The 24319-nt window shown below is 49.3% G+C and carries 21 protein-coding genes, 1 tRNA gene, 1 rRNA gene, 1 pseudogene and 1 other annotated feature; of the genes and pseudogenes, 16 read left to right on the top strand and 8 right to left on the bottom strand.

Going from position 1 to position 24319, the window contains the following annotated elements; genetic code table 11:
• Positions 1 to 79: 79 nt before the first annotated feature.
• The 6 genes and pseudogenes from frsA (at position 80) to HA49_RS09695 (ending at position 5911) form a co-directional block, all read left to right on the top strand.
• On the top strand, positions 80 to 1327 hold the full coding sequence (gene frsA / locus HA49_RS09720) for an esterase FrsA (protein WP_038022811.1): 1248 nt from the start codon (positions 80 to 82) through the stop codon (positions 1325 to 1327).
• A 58-nt stretch (positions 1328 to 1385) separates the two neighbouring features.
• Positions 1386 to 1704, top strand: a pseudogene (gene crl / locus HA49_RS09715) (sigma factor-binding protein Crl); the annotation flags it as partial.
• A 581-nt stretch (positions 1705 to 2285) separates the two neighbouring features.
• On the top strand, positions 2286 to 3389 hold the full coding sequence (gene proB, locus HA49_RS09710; RefSeq protein WP_038022888.1) for a glutamate 5-kinase: 1104 nt from the start codon (positions 2286 to 2288) through the stop codon (positions 3387 to 3389).
• 9 nt (positions 3390 to 3398) lie between these two features.
• Positions 3399 to 4652 carry a glutamate-5-semialdehyde dehydrogenase gene (gene proA / locus HA49_RS09705; RefSeq protein ID WP_038022810.1) on the top strand — a complete coding sequence of 418 codons (1254 nt, stop codon included), beginning with the start codon at positions 3399 to 3401 and terminating at the stop codon, positions 4650 to 4652.
• A 288-nt stretch (positions 4653 to 4940) separates the two neighbouring features.
• Entirely contained in the window at positions 4941 to 5396 is a 456-nt protein-coding gene (locus HA49_RS09700; protein WP_038022809.1) for an RcnB family protein, read from the top strand.
• A 41-nt stretch (positions 5397 to 5437) separates the two neighbouring features.
• The gene (locus tag HA49_RS09695; protein WP_038022808.1) at positions 5438 to 5911 is read left to right on the top strand and encodes an RcnB family protein; all 474 of its coding nucleotides are present in this window, start codon (positions 5438 to 5440) and stop codon (positions 5909 to 5911) included.
• Between the two features lie 47 nt (positions 5912 to 5958).
• Here HA49_RS09695 and HA49_RS09690 read toward each other — a convergent pair whose 3' ends face one another.
• From HA49_RS09690 to HA49_RS09680, 3 genes are all read right to left on the bottom strand, one after another.
• The gene (locus tag HA49_RS09690; protein WP_038022806.1) at positions 5959 to 6681 is read right to left on the bottom strand and encodes an amino acid ABC transporter ATP-binding protein; all 723 of its coding nucleotides are present in this window, start codon (positions 6679 to 6681) and stop codon (positions 5959 to 5961) included.
• Positions 6668 to 7432, bottom strand: coding sequence for an amino acid ABC transporter permease (locus tag HA49_RS09685; protein WP_038022805.1), 765 nt, complete (start codon positions 7430 to 7432; stop codon positions 6668 to 6670). Before HA49_RS09685 ends, HA49_RS09690 begins: the two co-directional genes overlap by 14 nt.
• Before the next feature lie 65 nt (positions 7433 to 7497).
• Positions 7498 to 8262 carry a basic amino acid ABC transporter substrate-binding protein gene (locus tag HA49_RS09680; protein ID WP_038022803.1) on the bottom strand — a complete coding sequence of 255 codons (765 nt, stop codon included), beginning with the start codon at positions 8260 to 8262 and terminating at the stop codon, positions 7498 to 7500.
• A 211-nt stretch (positions 8263 to 8473) separates the two neighbouring features.
• Here HA49_RS09680 and HA49_RS09675 point away from each other — a divergent pair, with 211 nt between their 5' ends.
• Positions 8474 to 8998 (top strand): isochorismatase family protein, encoded by a 525-nt coding sequence (locus HA49_RS09675; protein ID WP_038022802.1) that lies wholly within the window; start codon positions 8474 to 8476, stop codon positions 8996 to 8998.
• Here the strand turns inward: HA49_RS09675 and HA49_RS09670 are convergent.
• On the bottom strand, positions 8973 to 9839 hold the full coding sequence (locus HA49_RS09670; protein WP_038022886.1) for a LysR substrate-binding domain-containing protein: 867 nt from the start codon (positions 9837 to 9839) through the stop codon (positions 8973 to 8975). The two genes, HA49_RS09675 and HA49_RS09670, sit on opposite strands and share 26 nt — an antisense overlap.
• A gap of 129 nt (positions 9840 to 9968) precedes the next feature.
• Between HA49_RS09670 and HA49_RS09665 the strand changes: the two genes are divergently transcribed.
• Complete coding sequence (locus tag HA49_RS09665) at positions 9969 to 11141, top strand: methionine aminotransferase (RefSeq protein ID WP_038022801.1); 1173 nt, start codon at positions 9969 to 9971, stop codon at positions 11139 to 11141.
• Between the two features lie 100 nt (positions 11142 to 11241).
• Positions 11242 to 12012, top strand: coding sequence for an ABC transporter substrate-binding protein (locus HA49_RS09660; RefSeq protein ID WP_046791737.1), 771 nt, complete (start codon positions 11242 to 11244; stop codon positions 12010 to 12012).
• Here the strand turns inward: HA49_RS09660 and HA49_RS09655 are convergent.
• Entirely contained in the window at positions 12002 to 12412 is a 411-nt protein-coding gene (locus tag HA49_RS09655) for a hypothetical protein (RefSeq protein WP_038022798.1), read from the bottom strand. The genes HA49_RS09660 and HA49_RS09655 overlap by 11 nt on opposite strands.
• Here HA49_RS09655 and HA49_RS09650 point away from each other — a divergent pair.
• Positions 12383 to 13459 (top strand): 3-deoxy-7-phosphoheptulonate synthase, encoded by a 1077-nt coding sequence (locus HA49_RS09650; RefSeq protein WP_046791736.1) that lies wholly within the window; start codon positions 12383 to 12385, stop codon positions 13457 to 13459. The genes HA49_RS09655 and HA49_RS09650 overlap by 30 nt on opposite strands.
• Before the next feature lie 3 nt (positions 13460 to 13462).
• The gene (gene tyrA / locus HA49_RS09645; RefSeq protein ID WP_038022796.1) at positions 13463 to 14584 is read left to right on the top strand and encodes a bifunctional chorismate mutase/prephenate dehydrogenase; all 1122 of its coding nucleotides are present in this window, start codon (positions 13463 to 13465) and stop codon (positions 14582 to 14584) included.
• Positions 14585 to 14642: 58 nt separating this feature from the next.
• Here tyrA and pheA read toward each other — a convergent pair whose 3' ends face one another.
• From pheA to bamD, 3 genes are all read right to left on the bottom strand, one after another.
• Entirely contained in the window at positions 14643 to 15803 is a 1161-nt protein-coding gene (pheA, locus tag HA49_RS09640) for a bifunctional chorismate mutase/prephenate dehydratase (protein WP_038022794.1), read from the bottom strand.
• Between the two features lie 34 nt (positions 15804 to 15837).
• Positions 15838 to 15963: a sequence feature (Phe leader region), on the bottom strand.
• A gap of 94 nt (positions 15964 to 16057) precedes the next feature.
• Positions 16058 to 16384 carry a ribosome-associated translation inhibitor RaiA gene (gene raiA, locus HA49_RS09635; RefSeq protein ID WP_038022793.1) on the bottom strand — a complete coding sequence of 109 codons (327 nt, stop codon included), beginning with the start codon at positions 16382 to 16384 and terminating at the stop codon, positions 16058 to 16060.
• A 255-nt stretch (positions 16385 to 16639) separates the two neighbouring features.
• On the bottom strand, positions 16640 to 17380 hold the full coding sequence (gene bamD / locus HA49_RS09630) for an outer membrane protein assembly factor BamD (RefSeq protein WP_038022792.1): 741 nt from the start codon (positions 17378 to 17380) through the stop codon (positions 16640 to 16642).
• Between the two features lie 128 nt (positions 17381 to 17508).
• Here bamD and rluD point away from each other — a divergent pair, with 128 nt between their 5' ends.
• The 5 genes from rluD (at position 17509) to HA49_RS09605 (ending at position 24191) form a co-directional block, all read left to right on the top strand.
• On the top strand, positions 17509 to 18489 hold the full coding sequence (gene rluD, locus HA49_RS09625) for a 23S rRNA pseudouridine(1911/1915/1917) synthase RluD (protein WP_038022790.1): 981 nt from the start codon (positions 17509 to 17511) through the stop codon (positions 18487 to 18489).
• Complete coding sequence (gene yfiH, locus HA49_RS09620) at positions 18486 to 19220, top strand: purine nucleoside phosphorylase YfiH (RefSeq protein ID WP_038022789.1); 735 nt, start codon at positions 18486 to 18488, stop codon at positions 19218 to 19220. Before rluD ends, yfiH begins: the two co-directional genes overlap by 4 nt.
• 125 nt (positions 19221 to 19345) lie before the next feature.
• The gene (gene clpB, locus HA49_RS09615; RefSeq protein WP_038022788.1) at positions 19346 to 21919 is read left to right on the top strand and encodes an ATP-dependent chaperone ClpB; all 2574 of its coding nucleotides are present in this window, start codon (positions 19346 to 19348) and stop codon (positions 21917 to 21919) included.
• Positions 21920 to 22402: 483 nt separating this feature from the next.
• Positions 22403 to 23942: ribosomal RNA gene (locus HA49_RS09610) — 16S ribosomal RNA — on the top strand.
• Positions 23943 to 24115: 173 nt separating this feature from the next.
• Positions 24116 to 24191, top strand: a tRNA-Glu gene (locus tag HA49_RS09605).
• The last annotated feature ends 128 nt before the right edge of the window (positions 24192 to 24319 follow it).

The raw sequence follows: 24319 nt of genomic DNA, 5'->3' as shown, positions 1-24319 counted from the left end.
CTTTTTGTTTTCCGTCATCGCCTCGTCGTATTCTCTCAGGTACACTACTTCATTATTTTCCGCCCACGGAGCTGTGGCTATGCCGGAGAAAAATCTTAGTGAAGAGCTGTTTAAGCCGCGATTTGAACACCCTGAAACCTCATCCTTAGTCCGCCATATTGCGACTAATTCGGCAGGTTCCTCCTCTGTAATGTCGGCGAAATCACCACAAAGCTGGTACCGGACACTCACGCCACTGGTCTGGAACTGGCGAGGAGTGCCGGCTATAGAAATCAATGAGGTGCTTTCCCGGGTAGCGGCGAGTTCTCTTGCCCGTACTAACGAACAACAGCTGGACACCGTTCGTGGATACCGCAACGGTAACTGGATTTATGAGTGGTCAGTCCAGGCTGCCCGCTGGCAGCAACTGGCACAGCAGCAACAGGACCCGGCTACAGCGGGTAAATACTGGTTGCACGCCGCGAATTTATTCAGCGTGGCAGCCTACCCGCATTTAAATGGTGACGAACTGGCAGATCAGGCACAAGTTCTGGCTTACCGTGCCTATGAACAGGCGACGGGATTTTTGTCGGGTGAACTAAAATCTCTCAGTTTTAAAATGGAAGACGGTAAAACCGTTAACGCTTTTTTGCATATGCCCGAACAGGTCAAACCCCCTTATCCGGTTGTCATGCTGTGTGGTGGGTTGGATACACTCCAGCTTGACCATTTCCGGTTATTTCATGACTATCTGGCGCCCCGGGGGTTGGCGATGCTCACCCTGGATATGCCATCGGTCGGCTACAGTTCCCGCTGGCGTCTGACTCAGGATACCAGCATGTTGCATCAGCAGGTTCTCAGGCAACTGAGCGATGTTCCATGGATTGACCACCGACGGGTGGGGATCTGGGGTCACCGCTTTGGGGCGAATGTCGCCGTCAGGCTGGCATATCTGGAAATTCCAAGGTTGCGTGCCGTGGCCTGTCAGGAACCTATTGTGCATGGTTTACTGACTGATCCTTCGTTACAGCAAGCCGTGCCTGATATGTTTCTGGATATTCTGGCTAGCCGTCTCGGTAAAACAACCCGTAGCGATGCGACACTGTCTACGGAAATGAATGCTTATTCACTGAAAACCCAGGGCTTACTCGGCAGGCGTACTCCGGTACCCATGTTATCGGCATGCCGGAAGAATAATCTCTATAGCCCTGCCGAAGATTCTGAACTGATCTGTAACTCTTCGGCTAAGGGGAAATTAGTCTGGATTGCCGATAAACCGGTAATGAAATCTTTTGAACGAACGACGACAGAAATCAGTGACTGGCTGGCCGGGCTGTTAAAAAGATAAGTTGCGATTATTGACAGCTTTGTTAAAAATTGACTCATCTTATAACGGAGGTGAAGTCATGGCATTACCTGGCGGACAACTGAGAGGACGTCTTTTAAAGCGTTTTAACGAACTGGGGCCTTATCTCAGGGAAAACCAATGCGGGGCGGAGAACGTTTTTTTTCGATTGCCTTGCTGTCTGTGTGAATGTCAAACCGGCACCTGAAAATCGTGAGTTTTGGGGCTGGTGGCTGACATTAGAAGCACAGGATGATCATTTTACTTACCAGTATGCTTACGGGTTATTTGACAAAGAAGGCGACTGGCAGGAAACCGTGATAAAGAAGGCGGAAGATAAAGACGGTGTGGAACAGACTTTACAAAAATTTTTTCCGCGTCTCGAGGCTCTGCTCACTCAGCTCAATATAGAGCTGAAACCCGCGGCAGGGGCAGAAAAATTCGTTCAGCATTCTGAGTAAAACTGAGCAGGGCAGAGTTTATACTGCCCTGCATCCGTGTATCTCCTTTCTGTTCTGGTATAGCGTTTCGCCTATACTTTTGTCCATGAAAGTCCCGGCTGGACAAAGCCTCTTAGTTGGCTGAAGTCACTGCCCGTGATTGTAATGTTCAGCGTATCGTCATTTCTTTTAAGCGTTTTTATGCCCCTTCGCTTGCCCATACTTAATCAATGTGGATTCATGTTGCCGGTGAGTCGTGTCAGTGTTTTCTCCGGAGTCAGGACTGACAATGCTATTCCGGAAATGTTTCACGGGGAAGGGCCGCCCATCCGCTCTTATAGTGGTTTTAGCGCAGTAGCAGGTGCATTAATATAACGCCTGTTTTGTGCGGCCAAAACGTCTGCCTCTGCCCGCAGAACGGATAAATATTTTTATCTTTGGTTAGTTACTGAATAAGGGTTGGATTCACGCCCGACACCTGCTAAAAGGAAGGTTTGTTTATTGGTTAAATGGCAGGAAATATGAGTGGCAGTCAGACCCTGGTGGTCAAATTGGGAACCAGCGTACTGACCGGTGGATCTCGCCGGTTAAATCGTGCGCATATTGTAGAACTGGTAAGACAATGTGCTCAGGCCATTGATGCCGGACACCGGATTGTTATTGTAACCTCTGGCGCGATTGCCGCGGGACGTGAGCATCTGGGTTATCCCGAACTGCCCCCCACCATTGCCTCTAAACAACTGCTGGCCGCAGTAGGCCAGAGCCAGCTGATTCAGTTATGGGAACAGTTATTTGGCATCTATAGTCTGCATGTCGGACAGATGTTGCTGACCCGCGCCGATATGGAAGACAGAGAACGTTTTCTGAATGCCCGGGATATGTTACATGCGTTGCTGGATAACCGGATTATCCCGGTGATCAATGAAAATGATGCGGTAGCCACCGCAGAAATAAAAGTCGGTGATAATGATAATTTATCCGCACTGGCCGCCATTTTGTCAGGTGCCGATAAATTACTTCTACTGACTGACCAGCAGGGTCTGTTTACCGCAGATCCTCGCAGTAATCCGGAAGCTAAGCTGATCACCGATGTGCATGTGATTGATGATGAGCTACGAATGATTGCGGGGGGTAGTGTCTCTGGTCTGGGCACCGGCGGAATGGCGACCAAGCTGCAGGCGGCTGATGTGGCGTGCCGCGCGGGCATTGACGTGATTATTGCCAGCGGCAACCAGCCGGTATTAATTAATGAGGTACTGAACGGGCATCCGGCTGGCACCTTATTCCATGCGCAGAAAAACCGCCTGGAAAACCGTAAACACTGGATCTTCGGAGCTCCTCCTGCCGGTTCAATTACCATTGATGACGGAGCTCTGAATGCGTTACTGGAACGCGGAAGTTCTCTGTTACCCAAAGGTATTCGTCATATTCAGGGCGATTTTTCCCGCGGCGAAGTGATTTCAATCCGCAGCCTGCAAGGCCGGGATATTGCTCATGGGGTTTCACGTTATAACAGTGATGCATTACGCATGATTGCAGGGCATCATAGTCAGCAAATCAGTGAAATTCTGGGTTATGAATACGGTTCAGTTGCGGTACACCGTGACGACATGATTGTCAGTTAAGGAATTATCATGCTTGAGACTATGGGTAAAGCCGCGCGGGCTGCGTCGTACCAACTCTCTGTGCTTAGCACAGAACAAAAAAATCAGGTCCTGTTAACTATTGCCAGCCAACTGGAGCAGGAATCAGAGGCTATTCTGCGAGCCAATGCTGAAGATGTTGCTGAAGCCAGGATTAACGGAATGGGTGATGCTCTGCTGGACCGTTTAACACTGACTCCTGAGCGTCTGAAGGGGATTGCCGATGATGTGCGTCAGGTCTGCCATCTGTCAGACCCTGTAGGACAACTGATTGACGGCGGCCTGTTGGACAGTGGTCTGCGTATTGAACGTCGCCGTGTGCCGTTAGGCGTCATCGGCGTTATTTATGAAGCCCGGCCAAATGTCACCGTAGACGTTGCCTCATTATGCCTGAAGACGGGTAATGCGGTCATTTTACGCGGGGGCAAAGAGACGGTCAGAACGAATGCGATGACGGTCAGTGTCATCCAGCAAGCTCTGGCGACACATGGTCTTCCAAAAGCGGCAATCCAGGCGATTGATAATCCTGATCGTCAACTGGTGACAGAAATGCTGAAACTGGACCGCTATATTGACATGTTGATCCCGCGGGGCGGGGCGGGTTTGCATAAACTTTGTCGTGAGCAATCAACGATTCCGGTAATTACCGGAGGAATTGGCGTTTGCCATCTGTATATCGATGAAACGATGGAAATTGATGCGGCACTCGATGTTATTGTTAATGCTAAAAAACAGCGCCCGAGTGCCTGTAACTCACTGGAAACGTTGCTGATTCATCAGGATATTACGGCAGCGTTTCTACCGCAATTTTGCCGCAGGATGGCAGAAGAGCAGATTATCTTACATGCTGACCAGAATATTTTGTCACAGGTTCGAAATTTTCAACCAGACGCCGTCGCGGTTTCAGAAGGTAATTATGACGATGAATGGCTGTCACTGGATTTGAATATTAAGCAGGTCGTTGGCCTGGATGATGCTGTCAGCCATATCCGTGAGCACGGTACACAGCATTCTGACGGCATTCTTACCCGCAACCTGAAAAATGCCAATGACTTTGTGAATAAAGTCGATTCATCGGCGGTATATGTCAATGCCAGTACTCGTTTTACCGATGGCGGGCAGTTCGGCCTGGGCGCAGAGGTGGCGGTCAGTACTCAGAAACTGCATGCCCGTGGTCCCATGGGACTGGAAGCACTGACCACTTATAAATGGATTGCCTGGGGTGACGATACCCTTCGCCGGTAATCTGTGACCCTTCCTGCCATCAGGCCGGGAGGGTCAGTATTTTTTGGCTACTATTACAGACTTTCTCTCCTTAGATCTGCGTTAAGTTTCTTTTCATCAGCCCCGTTAAAAAGTCGTTTTAGCCTGCGAATTGTCATTAATTTCAACGTGCCGTAAGGATTACGTTAAGGAAATTAACCGGTGTAATGACTGCTCACACTCCAGCCGGTTAAACCAGGAATTATCTTCATAAAATGCTCACAGGCCTTATCCATAATTACCCGCATATTTCCTGTGAGGAACATAACAATGAAACGTACCACAATGGCTTTATTAACCACCTTACTCATTACCAACGGTGTCGGTATTTCTTCAGCAATGGCTGCACCTGGTGATGACCAGGGCCGTCCAGTGCCACATCAGCAAAATGATCACCAGGGACAGGGGCCACAAGGTCAGGAGCGAGGGCCACAGCATCAGGGTGAACAGAATCGTCCACAACAGGCGGGTAACCGCGACCGTGGGCAGGCGCATCGTCAGCAGGTTTCGCGATTCGCATTTCACGGCAATGATTTCCGCAGAGGCCATCCAGCCCCTGAGAGCTATCGTGGTGCTCAGTACCGTGTCGATGACTGGCGCGCCCGTGGCTTATCTCAGCCACCCCGGGGCCATTACTGGGCAAATATTAACGGCAACTATGTGCTGATGGCTGCAGCCACCGGGATTATCACTTCGATTATTCTTAACGGTGCGCTGTCGCATTAACCGACAGTTCTATGAAGCCCTGATTTTTCCGGAGGAGAAAGATGAAAAAATCACGGATAGCGATACTGACATCTGCAGTGATGTTAGTCAGCGTGATATCTTCTGTCCCTGCCAGTGCAGATAACCATGGACAGTGGGATCAGCGGGGTGGCGGGCATCATCAGGAAGGGGGCCGCGGTCCACAAGGCGGGCCTCATGGTGGGCCTGGCGGTGGTTTTCATGGCGATCATGGAGGTGGTTTTCATGGTGGTCCGCACGGTGGGCCTCACTGGCAGGGCGGTGGACCGGGTCGTGGCAATTCCTTTGCCTGGCAGGGACATCGCTTCGAACCCGGACGCCGTTTCCCGCATGAGTACCGTGGCCCGCACTATTGGGTGAATGACTGGCATAACCGCGGATTGCCACCACCGCCCTACGGCCACCGCTGGTCATATGTTGACGGTAATTATGTGCTGGTGGCGATTGCCAGTGGTGTGATTACTTCAATTATCCTGAACAGTGCATTGCATCCCTGAGTGATGTCATGCAGAGATAAAAGCATCCGGCTTGCCGGATGCTTTTTTTAGAGGACTTTACTGAGAAAACTTTGGGTTCGCGGGTTCTGTGGGTGGGAGAAGATCTCTTCAGGTCGCCCTTGTTCCTGAATAATTCCCTGATCGATGAAAATGACCCGGTCTGCGACTTCGCGTGCAAAGGTCATCTCATGTGTCACTATCACCATGGTCATGCCTTCGCGGGCCAGGGTTTTCATCACCTCCAGTACCTCGCCGACTAATTCCGGATCCAGTGCCGAAGTGGGTTCATCAAACAACATGATTTGAGGTGACATCGCCAGTGCCCGGGCTATAGCAACGCGCTGTTGTTGCCCTCCGGATAAGCTGGCAGGCCAGGCTTTACTCTTATCTTCCAGACCTACTTTTTTCAGCAATGCTTCCGCCTGCTGTGTCGCAACGGTTCGTGATAACCCCTTCAGGCTCACCGGAGCCATGATGATATTTTCCAGTACCGTCATATGCGGGAACAGGTTGAAACGCTGAAATACCATTCCTGCGGATTCGCGGATCTTATTCAAATCACTTTTTTGGTCATGCACTGGCTGGCCGTTGAGGAAAATCTCTCCTTCAGAAGCCGTTTCCAGTGCATTCAGACAACGCAGAAAAGTACTTTTTCCAGATCCTGAAGGACCAATAATGCATACCACTTCTGAGGGCTGAATATCACAACTGATCCCGCGTAATACGTGGGATTCGCCATAGTATTTATGCAAATTTTTAACGTGAATCACTTTTAGCCAGCCTTTTTTCTGTCAGGTCAACAAGCCGGGCAAGCAGGAAAGTAATTACCCAGTAAATGACTGATATGGTCAGGTAGGGTTCCCAGTAGGTTGCATAAGCACCGGAAACTGTGCGGGCAGCATAAGCAAGGTCGGCCAGCCCGATGGCCGAAGCCAGCGAAGAATCTTTAACAATAGCAATAGCATTGTTACCCAGAGGAGGAAGAATCCGACGAAATGCCTGCGGCAAAATAACCTTGCGCATACTTTTCCACCACGGCATTCCCAGTGCCCTTGAAGCTTCCATTTGCCCGCGATCAATTGACTGGATACCTGCCCTGAAAATCTCAGAAACGTAGGCTCCGGCATTCAGGGTGATAGCAACGATACAGGAAAGAAATGCACCGTAGTCCGAACGTAATGTACGGGCAAAATCGCCCCCCATAATGCCTGATGAAACCAGTAATCCGTTGTTCGGATTGATAAATAACGGGATCAATGCAAAGTGAACCACCATTATCTGAACAAACAGCGGAGTACCACGGATGGCACTCACATAAAAACGTACCGGGAATTGCACCAGTATTGCCAGAATATATTTCCACGGACCATGCTCAGCCCGGGCCAGACGGCCCAGCCCCAGAATCAGTCCCCACAATGTCCCGGTAATAATACAGATAACCGTACATTTTAGTGTCATCAGGGCGCCTTCAATAAACAAAGGCTCATAGTCCCGGATGATTTCCCAGTTAAATCCACTCATGATAATTACCTGAAGCAGCCTCATGATACAGCCAGCGCGGTATCATGAGGGAGTAACGGCGAATATTATTCGGCAGGAAGGGTTGGAACGTTGTTATCGAACCAGGTTTTATAAATTTTTGCGTAGGTACCGTCAGCAACAATTTTCTTCAGACCATCATCCAGTTTGTTTTTCAGTGTGGTATTTCCTTTGGCCACTGCAATACCGAAATACTGATGTTCAAATTTACTGTCATCAACCAGTTTAAAATGTTTATCAGGATGCTGGTTAATGTAGTATTTGATGACGCCAACATCTCCGACAGCGGCACTGACTCCACCCTGAGATAACTCTTCCAGCATCAGTGGGGTATTATCAAAACGTTTGATGGCCGTGCTGTTACGTCCCAGTGTATCGGATACCGCAATATCACCTGCGCTGGAGTTGACTACCCCAACATTTTCACTTTTCAGCGAGGCCAATGAAGTCACTTTCGAGTTTTGTGGTACTACAATGACCTGTTGTGCCGGGAAATAAGGGGCCGAGAAATCGACCATCATTTTACGTTTATCGGTAATAGTAATTCCGGAAATAATAATGTCACGATCGCCACTGCCCAGTGTGGCAAAAATACCTTCCCAGGGGGTGTTCACTAATTTGATGTTAAAGTCTTCAGCTTTAGCAATGGCTTTAATAAGATCAATATCAAAACCTTCCAGTTGTTGCTGGCTGTTTTCGTATTCAAAAGGACGATAGGTTCCTCCTGAACCGACAACATAAGTTTCTCCGGCGGCAAAACTGCCGTAACTGACAGCCATCAGGCAGACAGCGGCAAAAAGTTGTTTAATCATTGAATACACCCTGTAGTTTTATGCTAATAATCTGCATGAAAATACATAGACAAAGCCGCTATTGCAACCCTGCTACACGGGATTTACCTTATTAATCCGCTTCAGGGCATAAAATTCATTGCTAGCGGTTGTTATGAAGTTTCAGGGAGATTTTCCGGGAGAGTCCCTGAGGCTAAACATTCAATAGTGAAATGTAGCAAAAGGTGATGTGATGGCTAACGTGTTAATTGTGATCGATATGCAACAAGGGGTACTGGCCACAGAACGCTACCTTGCTGAAGAAAAAATATCAGTAATGAATCAGTTGATCAGGACGGCTGATCAGGTGATTTTTATCCAACATTGCGAGGGCGAAATGCAACCTGGTCGCCCGTCATGGCAGATCGTTCCTGAACTCTTTCGGCCGGAAAACGCTCTGTATGTCAGTAAAACAGCCTGTGACAGCTTTTACCAGACATCGCTGGCTGAAACGCTGGCAAAAGCAGGTGCCCGGGCTTTCACCGTTTGCGGTTGTGCAACAGATTACTGTGTAGATACTACCATTAAAGTAGGCGCCAGTATGGGGTATGCAATTACGGTGGCTGGTGATGCTCATACCACCGCGGAACGGAGTTCAGTTACGGCAGCGCAGCTAATCGACCAGCATAATGAAGTTTGGGCAGAACTCTCTGTGCCTGGTAACCGTTTACAGGTATTGCCGGCTTATCAGATTATTTCTGGTTGGCAGTCGGTTTAACCGACCGGTGGAGCCAGTGGATCAATGTTTGTAAAGGTTCATTCGGATCCGAAGGTTTCCGGTGCAACAACCGATAACTGGCTCCGGTTTTAGCCGTCTCATGAAAGGGGGCTATCAGTCTTCCCTGGGCAATTTCAGGCGCGGCAAGATGAATATCGGCCACAGTAATACCAAAGCCTTGTACGGCTGCATTAATGGCTAAATCCATGGTCCCGAAATGCTGGTTGCGAATCATCTCAGGTGGAGCAGATTGTTTATTCAGCCATAATTGCCAGTCTGACATATCGCGTGTTGGATGCAAAAACGTGTAATTTTGCAGCTGCTGATAATTTTCAGGCGCAGTCAGATGTCCTGCCAACACCGGGGTAATTTCTTCTTCGAAAAGTATCTCCCCTGGGGAATCAGCAGCCCCATAAATCACCGCAGCATCAAAATCCTCCAGTTGCCGTCGGTGGTCCAGCGTGGTCGTCAGCGCCACGTGACATTGCGGATAATGCTGTTCAAAAGAGACCAGCAAAGGCACCAGCCAGCGCATGGCGCAACTGGGGGCTTTCAGACGTATCTGTTCCGGTGACAGCCGGACCTGTTCTGTCAGCCGGTGCAATTTATCCAGCAGTTGGGTCAGTTCGGGCAACAGCAGTTCAGCACGGGGAGTCAGAGTCAGCCCGCGTGCATGGCGGTTGAATAACGGAAATCCAAACCAGGTCTCCAGCGCCTGAATTTGTCTGCTGACCGCTCCCTGTGTAATACACAACTCGGTGGCAGCATGGGTCAGGTTGAGATGGTGGGCCGTGACCAGAAAAGTCTGGAGTCCGTTAACCGGCAGGGAGCGTTTCGACACAAACACCTCAGCTATGCATGATAGTCATGGCTATTATGACAACTTTTCGCTTGTTCTCCTACTGTTGTCACCGTTGAATAGATCTCTGTCAGATTTCATATATTCACGTTTTACGTTCAGGGGTTACGCATGACTGTAAATACTGCCGTTACTTTACGTTCCAGACTGCCGGATGTGGGAACCACTATCTTTAGTGTTATTGGTGATCTTTCTGCAAAGCATCAGGCAATTAATCTCTCTCAGGGAGCGCCTAATTTTCCTTGTGATCCGACGTTGATTGCCGCGGTCAGCCAGGCGATGATCGAAGGTCATAACCAATATGCCCCGATGGCAGGTCTGCCAGCGTTGCGTGAAGGCATTGCCGGAAAAGTACAGCTGTTGTATGGACGTGAATATGATCCGGCTGGTGAGATTCTGGTCACCGGCAGTGCCAGTCAGGGGCTGTTTATGGCTATTTCAGCATTGGTCCATCAGGGGGATGAAGTGATCTTCTTTGAGCCCGCCTTTGACAGTTATGCGCCCATTGTTCGCTTACAGGGAGCGACTCCGGTGGGGCTGAAACTTACTGTTCCAGGGTTTACTATTGACTGGCAAGCGGTGGCTTCTGCCATTACTCCGAAAACCCGGATGATTATTCTTAACAGCCCGCATAATCCGGGAGCGCAAACACTGACGACTGAAGATTTACAGCAACTGAACCGGCTGACCGTCAATACAGACATTGTGATTTTATCGGATGAAGTGTACGAACATATTATTTTCGACGGGCAAAAACATCTCAGCATGGCAACGGATGCGCAACTGGCAGAACGTAGTGTTATTGTCTCTTCTTTTGGTAAGACCTTTCATGTGACCGGCTGGCGGGTAGGTTATTGCCTGGCACCGGCAGAGATAATGAACGAAATCATTAAAATTCATCAGTTTATGATGTACTCTGCCGATACCCCAATGCAGTGGGCATTTGCCGAATACTTACGTCATCCGGAACATTATCTCAGCCTGGCAGCCTTTTATCAGAAGAAAAGAGATCTGCTGGCCAGCCTGCTGGCGGATTCACCGTTTCACTTACTGCCCAGCGCAGGATCATTCTTTATGCTGGCCGGATATGGACATCTCAGTCAGCAGGCTGACAGTGAGGTTGTCACCCGGCTCATCACCGAATGTGGGGTTGCCACTATTCCGTTATCAGCATTTTATACCGAGGGTACCGATAATAAATTTATCCGCTTGTCTTTTGCCAAAGATGAAGAAACACTGAAAGCGGGTGCTGAAGCGCTTTGCCGTTTTTCGTTTCCGGACTGACGCAGGCATCGCTGTTGATTGCTGAACAAAACCAAAACCATTCCCCGACCGGGGATAACAATAATAACCAGATTTGGGGTGCCAGATATGCAAAAAAAAAATGAAAGCATTGTGGATGGTATTAGGTATGTGTACCGCTTTACAGGCCTTCGGTGCAGATACACTGCGTTACGGGTTGGAATCACAATATCCTCCGTTTGAAAGCCGCGATTCACAGGGGCAACTGGTCGGGTTTGATATAGAATTAGGTAAAGCGGTCTGCCAGACAGCTCATCTGCAATGTCAGTGGGTTGAAAGTAGTTTTGATGCTCTGATACCGGCACTTCAGGCGAAAAAATTTGATGCCATTAACTCCGCGATGAATATCACCGAAGCCAGGGAGAAAAGCATCGATTTTACAATACCTATCTATCGTATTCCCAGTATGTTGATTGCTAAAAAAGGACAGGCACTCAGCCCGACCGCAGAAAGTCTGAAAGGTAAATCCATCGGTGTCTTACAGGGATCTATCCAGGAAACTTATGCGAAAAAACATTGGGAAACTCAGGGGGTTAATGTCGTCTCTTATCAGGATCAGAACCAGGTTTACACCGATATGGTGGCGAGCCGTCTTGACGGAACCCTGGTGATGTCAGCCGCTGGGCTGGATGGCTTTCTGGATAAACCACAAGGTAAAGATTTCAGCTTTGTCGGTAAACCAGTGGAAGACGACGTTATTTTAGGCACCGGAATCGGTTTCGGATTGCGTAAAGGCGACACGGCACTGAAACAGACGCTGGATGCTGCGATCACTACGATTCAGAAAAACGGGACACTGACAAAACTGGCAGCGCATTATTTCCCAGGGATAGATGTTAGCGTCAATAAATAATCCGTCGTTGACCTGCAATCAGAGATCCCGCTTGCCGGGGATCTCTGGTTTTACCAACGATATGTTTCAAATCCTTCTGCCATTCGACGGTATTTAATCTCTCCTGCCTTTCTGCTTTTTTCACAAAAATAATTTCAAAAAATCTCGATTCCTGTGCTGCCAGGCTGTCTGGCAGATCCCTAATAACTTCAGTCAGTTGCTGATTTGTGTGTATATTAATATTTACGGGTTTGGGTTTTAATTGGCATATTTCTGGCTTATGTAAACTTTTATGTACATATTGTGGATTGAATTGTTTACTACCTGTGGTAGTCTGTGGCTCATAAAGCAGAGACAGACCCGGACCTGCAAATTTTACAGGATGAGTACCATGCAAAAAGATACGCTGAATAATGTTCATATTGCCGATGAACAAATAATGATTACCCCGGAACAGTTAAAAGCTCAGTTTCCACTGAGCGAACAGCAGGAAATGCAGATATCTGAATCCCGTCGGGTGATTTCACGGATTATTTCCGGTGAAGATCGCCGTTTGCTGGTGGTTTGTGGACCATGCTCCATTCATGACCCGGAAGCCGCGCTGGAGTATGCGCGTCGTTATAAACAACTGGCAGATAAATACAGCGATAGTCTCTTTCTGGTAATGCGGGTTTACTTTGAAAAGCCACGAACCACCGTCGGCTGGAAAGGACTGATTAATGACCCTCATATGGATGGTTCATTTGATGTTGAACAGGGGCTGCATATTGCGCGTGATCTGCTGGTGAAATTAGTGGCGATGGGGCTGCCCTTGGCGACCGAAGCACTGGACCCTAATTCACCGCAATACCTGGGGGATTTGTTCAGCTGGGCAGCCATAGGAGCAAGAACCACAGAGTCCCAGACTCACCGCGAAATGGCGTCAGGACTCTCTTTGCCGGTCGGGTTTAAAAATGGTACAGACGGCAGTCTGAGTACGGCAATTAACGCGTTACGGGCCGCAGCAATGCCTCACCGTTTTGTGGGTATCAATCAGGCAGGGCAGGTATGCTTACTTCAGACCCGTGGAAACCCCGACGGGCACGTGATTTTGCGTGGTGGTAAAACACCAAATTACAGCCCTGAGGATGTCGCTGCCTGTGAAAAAGAAATGCAGAATGCAGGATTACGCGCCTCTTTAATGATAGATTGCAGTCATGGCAACTCCAGTAAAGATTTCCGCCGGCAGGCGGCGGTTGCTGAATCGGCGATGGCACAGATTAAAGATGGCAGTCGTTCGATTATCGGGCTGATGCTGGAAAGTAACCTGCATGAAGGTAATCAGTCTTCTGAACAACCACGTTCAGAAATGCGCTACGGGGTATCGGTGACCGATGCCTGTATTAGTTGGGAAACGACAGAAACCCTGCTGCGTGATATTCACCAGGATATGTGTACTACGTTGCAGGCGTCACAAGAGGTGTTATGAGTCATGGTGGCTGAACTAACCGCGCTACGCGATAAAATTGATGAAACAGATAAAGCTCTGCTGGAGTTACTGGCAAAGCGTCTTGAACTGGTAGCAGAAGTTGGTGAAGTCAAAAGCCGCTATGGATTGCCTATTTATGTCCCGGAGCGAGAAGCCAGTATGCTGGCTTCCCGCCGAAAAGAAGCTGAACAACTGGGCGTACCGCCTGATTTAATTGAAGATGTTTTACGCCGTGTCATGCGTGAGTCTTACTCCAGCGAAAATGATAAAGGATTCAAAACTCTGAATCCTGATCTTGGTCCGGTAGTGATAGTTGGCGGAAAAGGGCAGATGGGGCGATTATTTACCAAAATGCTCACCCTGTCAGGCTATCAGGTGAAGTCGCTGGATAAAGATGACTGGCATCAGGCTGAACAATTGTTGGCAGATGCCGGCATGGTGATTATTAGCGTGCCAATACATCTGACAGAGCAGGTGATCGGTCAACTTCCCCCGTTACCGGAAAAATGTATTTTACTGGATTTATCCTCCATCAAAAACCAGCCTTTACAGGCGATGCTGGCCGCTCATCCGGGGCCGGTACTCGGTTTACACCCGATGTTTGGCCCTGACAGCGGAAGCCTGGCAAAACAGGTAGTGGTGTGGTGTGACGGACGTCAGCCGGAAGCTTATCAGTGGTTGCTGGAACAGATTCAGGTCTGGGGAGCACGTTTACATCGTACCAGTGCAGTAGAGCATGACCAGAACATGGCATTTATTCAGGCTCTGCGGCACTTTGCGACCTTTGCTTACGGATTACATCTGGCTGAGGAAAATGTTGACCTTGGGCAGTTGCTGGCACTGTCTTCGCCAATTTACCGTCTGGAGCTGGCGATGGTAGGACGCCTGTTTGCCCAGGATCCCCAACTCTATGCTGACATTATTATGTCTTCGGAAGCCAATCTGGCATTAATAAGGCGTTATTACACCCGGTTTGGTGAGGCCATCAGTTTACTGGAAACCGGCAATAAATCGGCGTTTATCGAAAGCTTCCGCCGTATTGAGCACTGGTTTGGCGATTATGCCGGCTCTTTTATGGCAGAAAGTCGCGGACTACTGCGTTCGGCGAATGATAACCGCCAGTAACCGCTGACGTAATACGTTACTATAACAGGCACCGAATTCGGTGCCTGTTGTCTTTCCTTCACTCTGCAGACACCGGGATGACATCATCTCCGGGATAACAGCCGAGAATTTTGATAAAACGAGTCAGTGTGGTCAGTTCTTCGATAGCTTCTTCCATGGCTGGCGAATGGACATTGGCCTGAATATCCAGATAGAACATCTCTTCCCACGGATTTCCGTGAATAGGTCGTGACTCAAGTTTGGTCATGACCAGGCCTTGTTTTCTCAGCACCAGCAATGCATCAACTAATGCACCTGATTGTTGTCCGGTGGCCATCAATAGTGTGGTCTTGGCCGGAACCTGTTCTGAAACTCTGACCGGTTTACGGGCCAGAATAATAAACCTTGTCATGTTCTGCTGTTGGTTAGCCAGGTTCCGTTGTAAAACCTGCAGGTTGTAGAGTTTTCCACCGGCTTCACTGCCCAGCGCTGCAACATGTTTATCCTGCATAGCCGCCACTTTCTCCATGGCTGCCGCGGTACTTTCGGTATATTCAATTTTCCAGTGTGGATAGCGGTTAAGAAACTGACTGCATTGCTGAAAAGGTTGGGGATGGCTGTAGACCGTTGTAATCTCATCCAGGGAGGTCTCTGACGGCACCAGTACACAGTGATCAATCGGCTGAGTCATTTCACCGACGATATGCAAACGGGTATGCTGAAGCAGGTCGTAGACATCATTAATTGAACCAGAACTGGTATTTTCCAGTGGCAGTACCGCATAGTCAGCCAGCCCCGAGTCAACCTGCTGTAAAATATCCTGGAATTTATTACAGCCAATTTCGGTCAGATGATCGAAGTGGCGTGATGCATACTGTCGGGCGGCCAGATGAGAATAGGACCCCTTCGGGCCGAGGAAAGCAATACGGGCACTGTTTTCCTGTGACTGATTCAGGGCTTTTTGCAGCAATGCCTGTTGAGTAAGCACTGATTCTTCTATGATCAGCTGAAAAACACGGGTAACAAAATGGCTGTCGAGTGACAGTTTTTTGCCTTTATCAATCAATAGTTCAAGCAGCTGCTTTTCTCTTTCGATATCCCGGACTGGGCGGTGAGTGGTCAGTTTAAATTTTCCGACCGCAACTGAGATATCCCGCCGTTCAGCCAGCAAGGCCAGCAGTTGATTGTCCAGCTGGCTGATTCTTTCCCTCAGCTGGTCTAAAGAGAGATCTGCACTCATTATTGTCACCTGTATTCCTGTTATTTTTATACCCAATAAAAAAGCCTCCCGTTCGGGAGGCTTTTCTGTTCGTCTTCTCATTCATTCTTTCAGGACGAATCATCTCCCGGAGGGGGGGAAGCTAAAAAAGAATGAGAAGAAAAACATTGTGGTTTGCATGGTACTGTTCCTTGGGTTAGTTAATCCGAGATTAGCTTTTGCGGCGGAGCCCGTCAACTAAAAACGCGCCGGATGGCGCGTCTTCAATGGTTGAACTATTCGGTAGGGATAATATCTTTTACGCTGGCAGTGGCTCTGCGGGCTTCCCCTTTATGCTGAACTTTATTTAACTGGCGCTCCAGTTTAGTAATCAGTTCATTAATTGCGGTGTACATATCCTGATGACGACCGGTGGCGACTAACGGGCCATTGGGAGTGTTAATCGTCGCATCGGCGACAAATTCTTTAGGTTCTTTTGAGAGTACGATATGCGGGTTGATCAGCGGCGTCTGCCATTTTTCGAGCTTGGTAATACGCTCTTCAACGTGACTGCGGATAGCGTCGGTCATTTCCATTTGTTTACTGGTGATGTTCATGATCATCGCACTTACCTCTCTCGTTACCATCAGATTGATAACCAGAATAACGGCTTGCATTAACAATAATGTGATCTAGATCACAAAATAATGTCCATTTTTGTCAATAACGTCGTTTTGCAAAAATCACCACAGAAATCCCTGATAATCATTGCCAGACAGCAAAAAAACCGCCATTATCGTCAGGATCAGTAAAAGAAAAGGCAGCCTTCTGGCTGCCTTTTTTGCTGAAAACGGTTCAGAGTGAACCGTTCAGGTTAATTATTTTTGTTGGTTGCTGTTGTCTGCAATGAGCTTAGCCACTTTATCGGCTTCGCCATTGAGCTGCATTTTACGGTATGCATTTTCCATTAGCGGCAATGCTTCACGGGTGGCTTCTGTGTCAGGATAGTTACTCAGCATACCCTGGGTACGGTTAACAACCGCGACATAAGCACCGCGTTTGGTATAGAATTGCACCACTGAGAGCTCATATTTCGCCAGGCGATCCTTCAGCGCGACCAGCCGTTTTCTGGCATCAGCAGCATATTGGCTCTGCGGATAACTTTGCAGTAACTGAGAAAAATCGGTGAATGCCTGGCGTGCATTGGTTGGATCTCTGTCTGAACGATCGATTCCAAAGAAATGCTGGACCGCAGATTCATCCATAGCCATGTCTGTCAGGCCTTTCATGTACAGTACATAATCGATATTAGGATGGGTCGGATTGAGACGCATAAAACGGATAATCGTTGCCTGTGACAACGCCATGTCACCATTTTTGTAGTAGGCGTAGATCAGATCAAGCTGTACCTGCTGTGAATAAGGACCGAAAGGATAACGGTTATCCAGGGCTTCCAACTGGGTAATAGCCGCTTTAAAGTTCCCGTCCTGCAGCTTTTGCTGTGCGGTTGCATAGATCACTGACGGTGGGTTGTCCGGGACAATGTCTTTAGAGCCGGAACATCCCACCAGTGCCAGGCCCAGAGTGGCAACGGCCACCAGATGTTTCATACGCGTCATGACGAAATGATTATCCTCAAAGTTTTATCGGAAGCTTTCTGTGAAGCTTCCATTGATGTTCAGCTAAGATAGCACATTATAGTAAACGGCTTTGCCGTGAAAACCCAACGTTAACGAAAGAAGCTTATATGGCACAACAAGTACAACTCACCGCGACAGTCTCCGAAGCGCAACTTGGACAACGGTTAGATCAGTCTTTGGCGGAATTGTTCCCTGATTATTCACGTTCCCGCATAAAAGATTGGATTTTGCAGGGACGGGTTACCCTTAACGGGGTAACAGCAACCATTCCGAAAGAAAAAGTTTTCGGTGGTGAGCGGATCAGTATTGATGCCGAAATCGAAGAGGAGCTCCGCTGGGAACCTCAGGATATCGCACTTGATATTGTTTATGAGGATGATGATATCCTCGTTATTAACAAACCCCGTGGTCTGGTCGTGCATCCTGGTGCCGGTAATCCGGATGGTACTGTATTAAATGCATTATTACATCATTATCCTGCTATTGCGGATGTACCCCGGGCCGGAATCGTCCATCGTCTGGATAAAGATACTACCGGGCTGATGGTCGTGGCCAAAACCGTTCCTGCACAGACCCATCTGGTGGACTGTCTACAACGTCGTGAAATCACCCGAGAATATGAGGCGGTAGCACTGGGTACGATGACCGCGGGCGGGAGTGTGGATGAGCCGATCTCGCGGCATCCCACCAAACGTACCCATATGAGTGTGCATCCGATGGGAAAACCGGCAGTGACCCATTATCGGATTATGGAGCATTTTCGTGCATCCACCCGATTGCGCTTGCGGCTGGAAACCGGACGTACTCACCAGATCCGCGTTCATATGGCACACCTGAGCCATCCGTTAATTGGCGATCCACTGTATGGCGGGCGTCCGCGGCCGCCGAAAGGTGCCTCGGAAGAGTTTATTGCCGTGTTACGTAGCTTTGACAGGCAGGCGCTGCATGCCACGATGTTGCGTTTGTATCACCCTATCACCGGAATTCAGATGGAATGGCATGCGGAACTGCCTCAGGACATGGTTGAACTGATTGATGCATTGAAAGCGGATACAGCCCTGCACAAAGACGAAATGGACTGGTTATGAGTCTGATTATCCCGGACTGGCCGGCACCCGCGAATGTGAGAGCTTGTTCCACCACACGAATTGGCGGATTTAGCCAGGCTCCGTGGAACAGTCTCAACCTGGGAGCTCATGTCCGTGATTGTCCGCAGACGGTACAAAAAAACCGCGAGCAGCTGTGTAGGCTTGCCGGATTGCCGGCAATGCCCGACTGGCTGACTCAGGTGCATGGTACTGATGTACAGTCATTACCTGCGTTATCCCCAGGGCCGCTGATTGCTGATGCCTGCCAGACTACCCTGTCGGGTCAGGTGTGTGCAGTGATGACAGCAGACTGTCTGCCGGTGATTTTCTGTTCTGCTGACGGGCGGCAGGTTGCCGCTGCTCACGCGGGCTGGCGTGGGTTATGTCAGGGGGTGTTGGAAAAAACCCTGGCGGAGTTTAGTTGCCCGCCATCAGAAGTCCTGGCCTGGATGGGGCCGGCTATCGGTCCACAGGCATTTGAGGTCGGTCCGGAAGTTCGTGATGCATTTATCGCGTTGGATCCTGCCGCTGAGCAGGCTTTCCGTCCTTATAATGATAATGGCAAATACATGGCGGATCTCTGGCTATTGGCTCGTCAGCGATTAACCTGTGCCGGAGTGATTTCCGTCAGTGGTGGTGGACGTTGTACCTATACTGAAAGTGAATATTTTTTCTCCTACCGCAGAGAGAACAATACAGGGCGTATGGCAACTTTAGTGTGGCTGATATAATCTTAGCCGCTGGACGATCCTGTACGTATAATTTTTCTTTGTTTTCCGGGTCATTAAACTTGAATATTTGAGGGATTGGCCTCATTTAATCTCCTGTAGCATTTTGACCTTTAACAGGAGGAATTATGCGTCTGGATCGTCTAACCAGTAAATTTCAATTAGCATTGGCCGATGCACAATCATTGGCCCTCGGCAACGACAACCAATTTATCGAACCTCTTCACCTTATGAGTGCTTTACTGTCTCAGGAAGGGGGATCATTACGTCCTTTACTCTCCTCTGCCGGACTGGATGTTGCGGCAATCCAGGAGAAAATAAGTCAGTCCCTGAATCGGCTACCACAGATTGAAGGCAGCGACGGTGATGTGCAGCCATCTGCTGATTTAATCCGCGTATTAAATTTGTGCGATAAGCTGGCCCAAAAACGCGGTGACAGCTTTATCTCATCTGAACTGTTTGTACTTGCTGCGCTGGAATCCCGCGGAGCACTGGCTGATATTCTGAAATCAGCAGGTGCTTCCACTGAGAAACTCACCAGTGCAATCGATCAGCTGCGTGGGGGAGAAAACGTGAATGAACAAGGTGCCGAAGACCAACGGCAGGCATTAAAAAAATATACCATCGACCTGACTGAGCGGGCAGAGCAAGGTAAGCTGGACCCGGTGATTGGACGTGATGAAGAAATCCGCCGCACCATTCAGGTATTGCAACGTCGTACCAAAAATAACCCGGTATTGATTGGTGAGCCCGGGGTGGGTAAAACTGCCATTGTTGAAGGGCTGGCCCAGCGTATTATCAATGGTGAAGTGCCTGAAGGCTTAAAAGGTCGCCGGGTACTCGCACTGGATATGGGTGCACTGGTCGCTGGGGCCAAATTTCGTGGTGAATTTGAAGAGCGCCTGAAAGGGGTGCTAAATGATCTGTCGAAACAGGAAGGTAATGTCATCCTGTTTATTGATGAACTACATACTATGGTGGGAGCCGGTAAAGCCGACGGTGCAATGGATGCCGGGAATATGCTGAAGCCCGCTCTGGCCCGAGGAGAATTGCACTGCGTCGGTGCCACAACACTGGATGAGTATCGTCAGTATATTGAGAAAGATGCCGCACTGGAGCGTCGTTTCCAGAAAGTGCTGGTGGCTGAACCGACTGTGGAAGATACCATTGCAATTCTGCGTGGCCTGAAAGAGCGCTATGAATTGCACCACCATGTGCAAATCACTGACCCGGCAATTGTTGCTGCCGCGAACCTTTCGCATCGCTACATTGCTGATCGTCAGTTACCGGATAAAGCAATCGATTTGATCGATGAAGCAGCTTCCAGTATCCGTATGCAGATCGACTCTAAACCAGAATCATTGGACCGTCTGGAACGCCGGATTATCCAGTTAAAACTGGAACAGCAGGCACTGAAAAAAGAGTCTGATGATGCCAGTCTTAAACGACTGGAAATGCTGGAAACCGAGCTTAATCAGAAAGAACGTGAGTATGCTGAACTGGAAGAAGAGTGGAAAGCGGAAAAAGCTTCTCTGACCGGGACTCAGAATATCAAAGCTGAGCTGGAGCAGGCACGTTTGTCTCTTGAGCAGGCTCGTCGTACCGGGGACCTGGCAGAAATGTCAGAGCTGCAGTACGGTAAAATTCCGGATCTGGAAAAACAACTGGCAGCCGCCACTCAGGCCGAAGGCAAATCCATGAAAATGTTACGTAACCGTGTAACTGACGTAGAGATTGCCGATGTGTTGGCCCGCTGGACCGGGATTCCAGTCTCAAGAATGATGGAAGGTGAACGCGACAAATTGTTGCGGATGGAAGAGTCTCTGCACAATCGGGTGATAGGCCAGGATGAAGCGGTCGAAGCGGTAGCCAATGCCATTCGTCGTAGCCGGGCGGGACTGGCTGACCCAAATCGTCCGGTGGGGTCATTCCTGTTTCTCGGTCCTACCGGGGTGGGTAAAACTGAACTGTGTAAGGCGTTGGCTGACTTTCTGTTTGACAGCGATGAGGCCATGGTCCGGATTGATATGTCCGAGTTTATGGAAAAACACTCGGTTTCCAGACTGGTCGGTGCGCCTCCGGGATACGTTGGCTATGAAGAGGGTGGTTACCTCACCGAAGCGGTCAGACGTCGTCCGTATTCGGTTATCCTGCTCGACGAAGTTGAGAAAGCGCATCCGGATGTGTTCAACATATTGTTGCAGGTGCTGGATGATGGGCGTCTGACAGACGGTCAGGGACGTACGGTCGATTTCCGTAATGCCGTAATTATCATGACCTCTAACCTGGGTTCAGACTTAATTCAGGAGCGGTTTGGTGAACTGAATTATGGTGAGATGAAAGCGTTAGTGATGAGTGTCGTTGGTCATCATTTCCGGCCTGAGTTTATCAACCGTATTGATGAGCTAGTGGTCTTCCATCCATTGGGTGCGGACCATATCGCGTCAATTGCTCAAATACAGCTGCAGCGGTTGCATAAACGTCTGGAAGAACGAGGTTATGAGTTACATATTTCGGACGAAGCCCTGAAACTGCTTGGTAAGACAGGTTTCGACCCAGTCTATGGGGCCCGGCCGCTGAAAAGAGCTATTCAGCAGGAAATCGAGAACCCATTGGCTCAGCAGATTCTTTCTGGTGATCTGGTGCCTGGAAAACTCATCGAAATGGATGTACGCGATGGAGAAATAGTCGCTCATCAGTAATCACTGACTGAGGCATCCTCAAAAGCGGGCATTTTTTGCCCGCTTTTGTTGTTTTTGCAGGCTAAGGAATGGTTTTTTTGTACAATGTGCGTAAAATTTCAGCGGTCGGAAAAAGAATGCAAAATAGCGCTTGCGGGAAAAATTAATCTCCCTATAATGCGCTCCCACTGACACGGCAAAGCGCGATGCGCCAAGGCGTGACAGGGACTGAAGTGATTCGGTCCGGAGAAAAATCACGAAATAGTGGTTGACTCCTGAGGTGAAAAGCGTAATATACGCCACCTCGCAGCGACAACCTAAGCGGTTGAGTTGCAACGCTCTTTAACAATTTATCAGACAATCTGTGTGGGCACTCGCAGGATTGATATCAAACGTCTCCGGACGTAAAAAATATCAAGTCTTAAGAGTGAACACATAATGAAATTCATTATGAGTGTTTTACACTTGAGCATCGCTTAAATAAGTTTAAGCAAATCAAACTTTAAATTGAAGAGTTTGATCATGGCTCAGATTGAACGCTGGCGGCAGGCCTAACACATGCAAGTCGAACGGCAGCACAGAGAGCTTGCTCTCGGGTGGCGAGTGGCGGACGGGTGAGTAATGTCTGGGAAACTGCCTGATGGAGGGGGATAACTACTGGAAACGGTAGCTAATACCGCATAATGTCGCAAGACCAAAGTGGGGGACCTTCGGGCCTCACACCATCGGATGTGCCCAGATGGGATTAGCTAGCAGGTAGGGTAACGGCCTACCTGGGCGACGATCCCTAGCTGGTCTGAGAGGATGACCAGCCACACTGGAACTGAGACACGGTCCAGACTCCTACGGGAGGCAGCAGTGGGGAATATTGCACAATGGGCGCAAGCCTGATGCAGCCATGCCGCGTGTATGAAGAAGGCCTTCGGGTTGTAAAGTACTTTCAGCGAGGAGGAAGGCATTGCGGTTAATAACCGCAGTGATTGACGTTACTCGCAGAAGAAGCACCGGCTAACTCCGTGCCAGCAGCCGCGGTAATACGGAGGGTGCAAGCGTTAATCGGAATTACTGGGCGTAAAGCGCACGCAGGCGGTCTGTCAAGTCGGATGTGAAATCCCCGGGCTCAACCCGGGAACTGCATTCGAAACTGGCAGACTAGAGTCTTGTAGAGGGGGGTAGAATTCCAGGTGTAGCGGTGAAATGCGTAGAGATCTGGAGGAATACCGGTGGCGAAGGCGGCCCCCTGGACAAAGACTGACGCTCAGGTGCGAAAGCGTGGGGAGCAAACAGGATTAGATACCCTGGTAGTCCACGCCGTAAACGATGTCGACTTGGAGGTTGTGCCCTTGAGGCGTGGCTTCCGGAGCTAACGCGTTAAGTCGACCGCCTGGGGAGTACGGCCGCAAGGTTAAAACTCAAATGAATTGACGGGGGCCCGCACAAGCGGTGGAGCATGTGGTTTAATTCGATGCAACGCGAAGAACCTTACCTACTCTTGACATCCAGAGAACTTGGCAGAGATGCCCTGGTGCCTTCGGGAACTCTGAGACAGGTGCTGCATGGCTGTCGTCAGCTCGTGTTGTGAAATGTTGGGTTAAGTCCCGCAACGAGCGCAACCCCTATCCTTTGTTGCCAGCGATTCGGTCGGGAACTCAAAGGAGACTGCCGGTGATAAACCGGAGGAAGGTGGGGATGACGTCAAGTCATCATGGCCCTTACGAGTAGGGCTACACACGTGCTACAATGGCGCATACAAAGAGAAGCGACCTCGCGAGAGCAAGCGGACCTCATAAAGTGCGTCGTAGTCCGGATCGGAGTCTGCAACTCGACTCCGTGAAGTCGGAATCGCTAGTAATCGTAGATCAGAATGCTACGGTGAATACGTTCCCGGGCCTTGTACACACCGCCCGTCACACCATGGGAGTGGGTTGCAAAAGAAGTAGATAGCTTAACCTTCGGGAGGGCGTTTACCACTTTGTGATTCATGACTGGGGTGAAGTCGTAACAAGGTAACCGTAGGGGAACCTGCGGTTGGATCACCTCCTTACCTGAAGATACACTCCGGCGAAGTGTCCACAACAGATTGTCTGATAGAAAGTATGAGCAAGGCGTTTACACGTTGGGGGTGGTGACAAATAACATTGTCGCTCGGTTTTCTGAAGAAAAACCTCGCCCTTACGTGAAATTAGCGAATCAGTGATTCGCGACAGCAAATTTCACGTCCCCTTCGTCTAGAGGCCCAGGACACCGCCCTTTCACGGCGGTAACAGGGGTTCGAATCCCCTAGGGGACGCCACTTGCTGGTTTGTGAGTGAAAGTCACCGGCCAAATTATCTTAAAGATGACTTACGAGTCATGTTTAAGATATTGCTCTTTAACAATCCGGAACAAGCTGAAAATTTGAAAACAATGAATAACGCGAGT

It is taken from the genome of Tatumella morbirosei (assembly GCF_000757425.2).
In the GTDB taxonomy this organism is placed as follows: domain Bacteria; phylum Pseudomonadota; class Gammaproteobacteria; order Enterobacterales; family Enterobacteriaceae; genus Tatumella; species Tatumella morbirosei.
The sequence above is the reverse complement of the archived record's forward strand: the minus strand, read 5'-3'. Positions and strand labels throughout refer to the sequence as shown.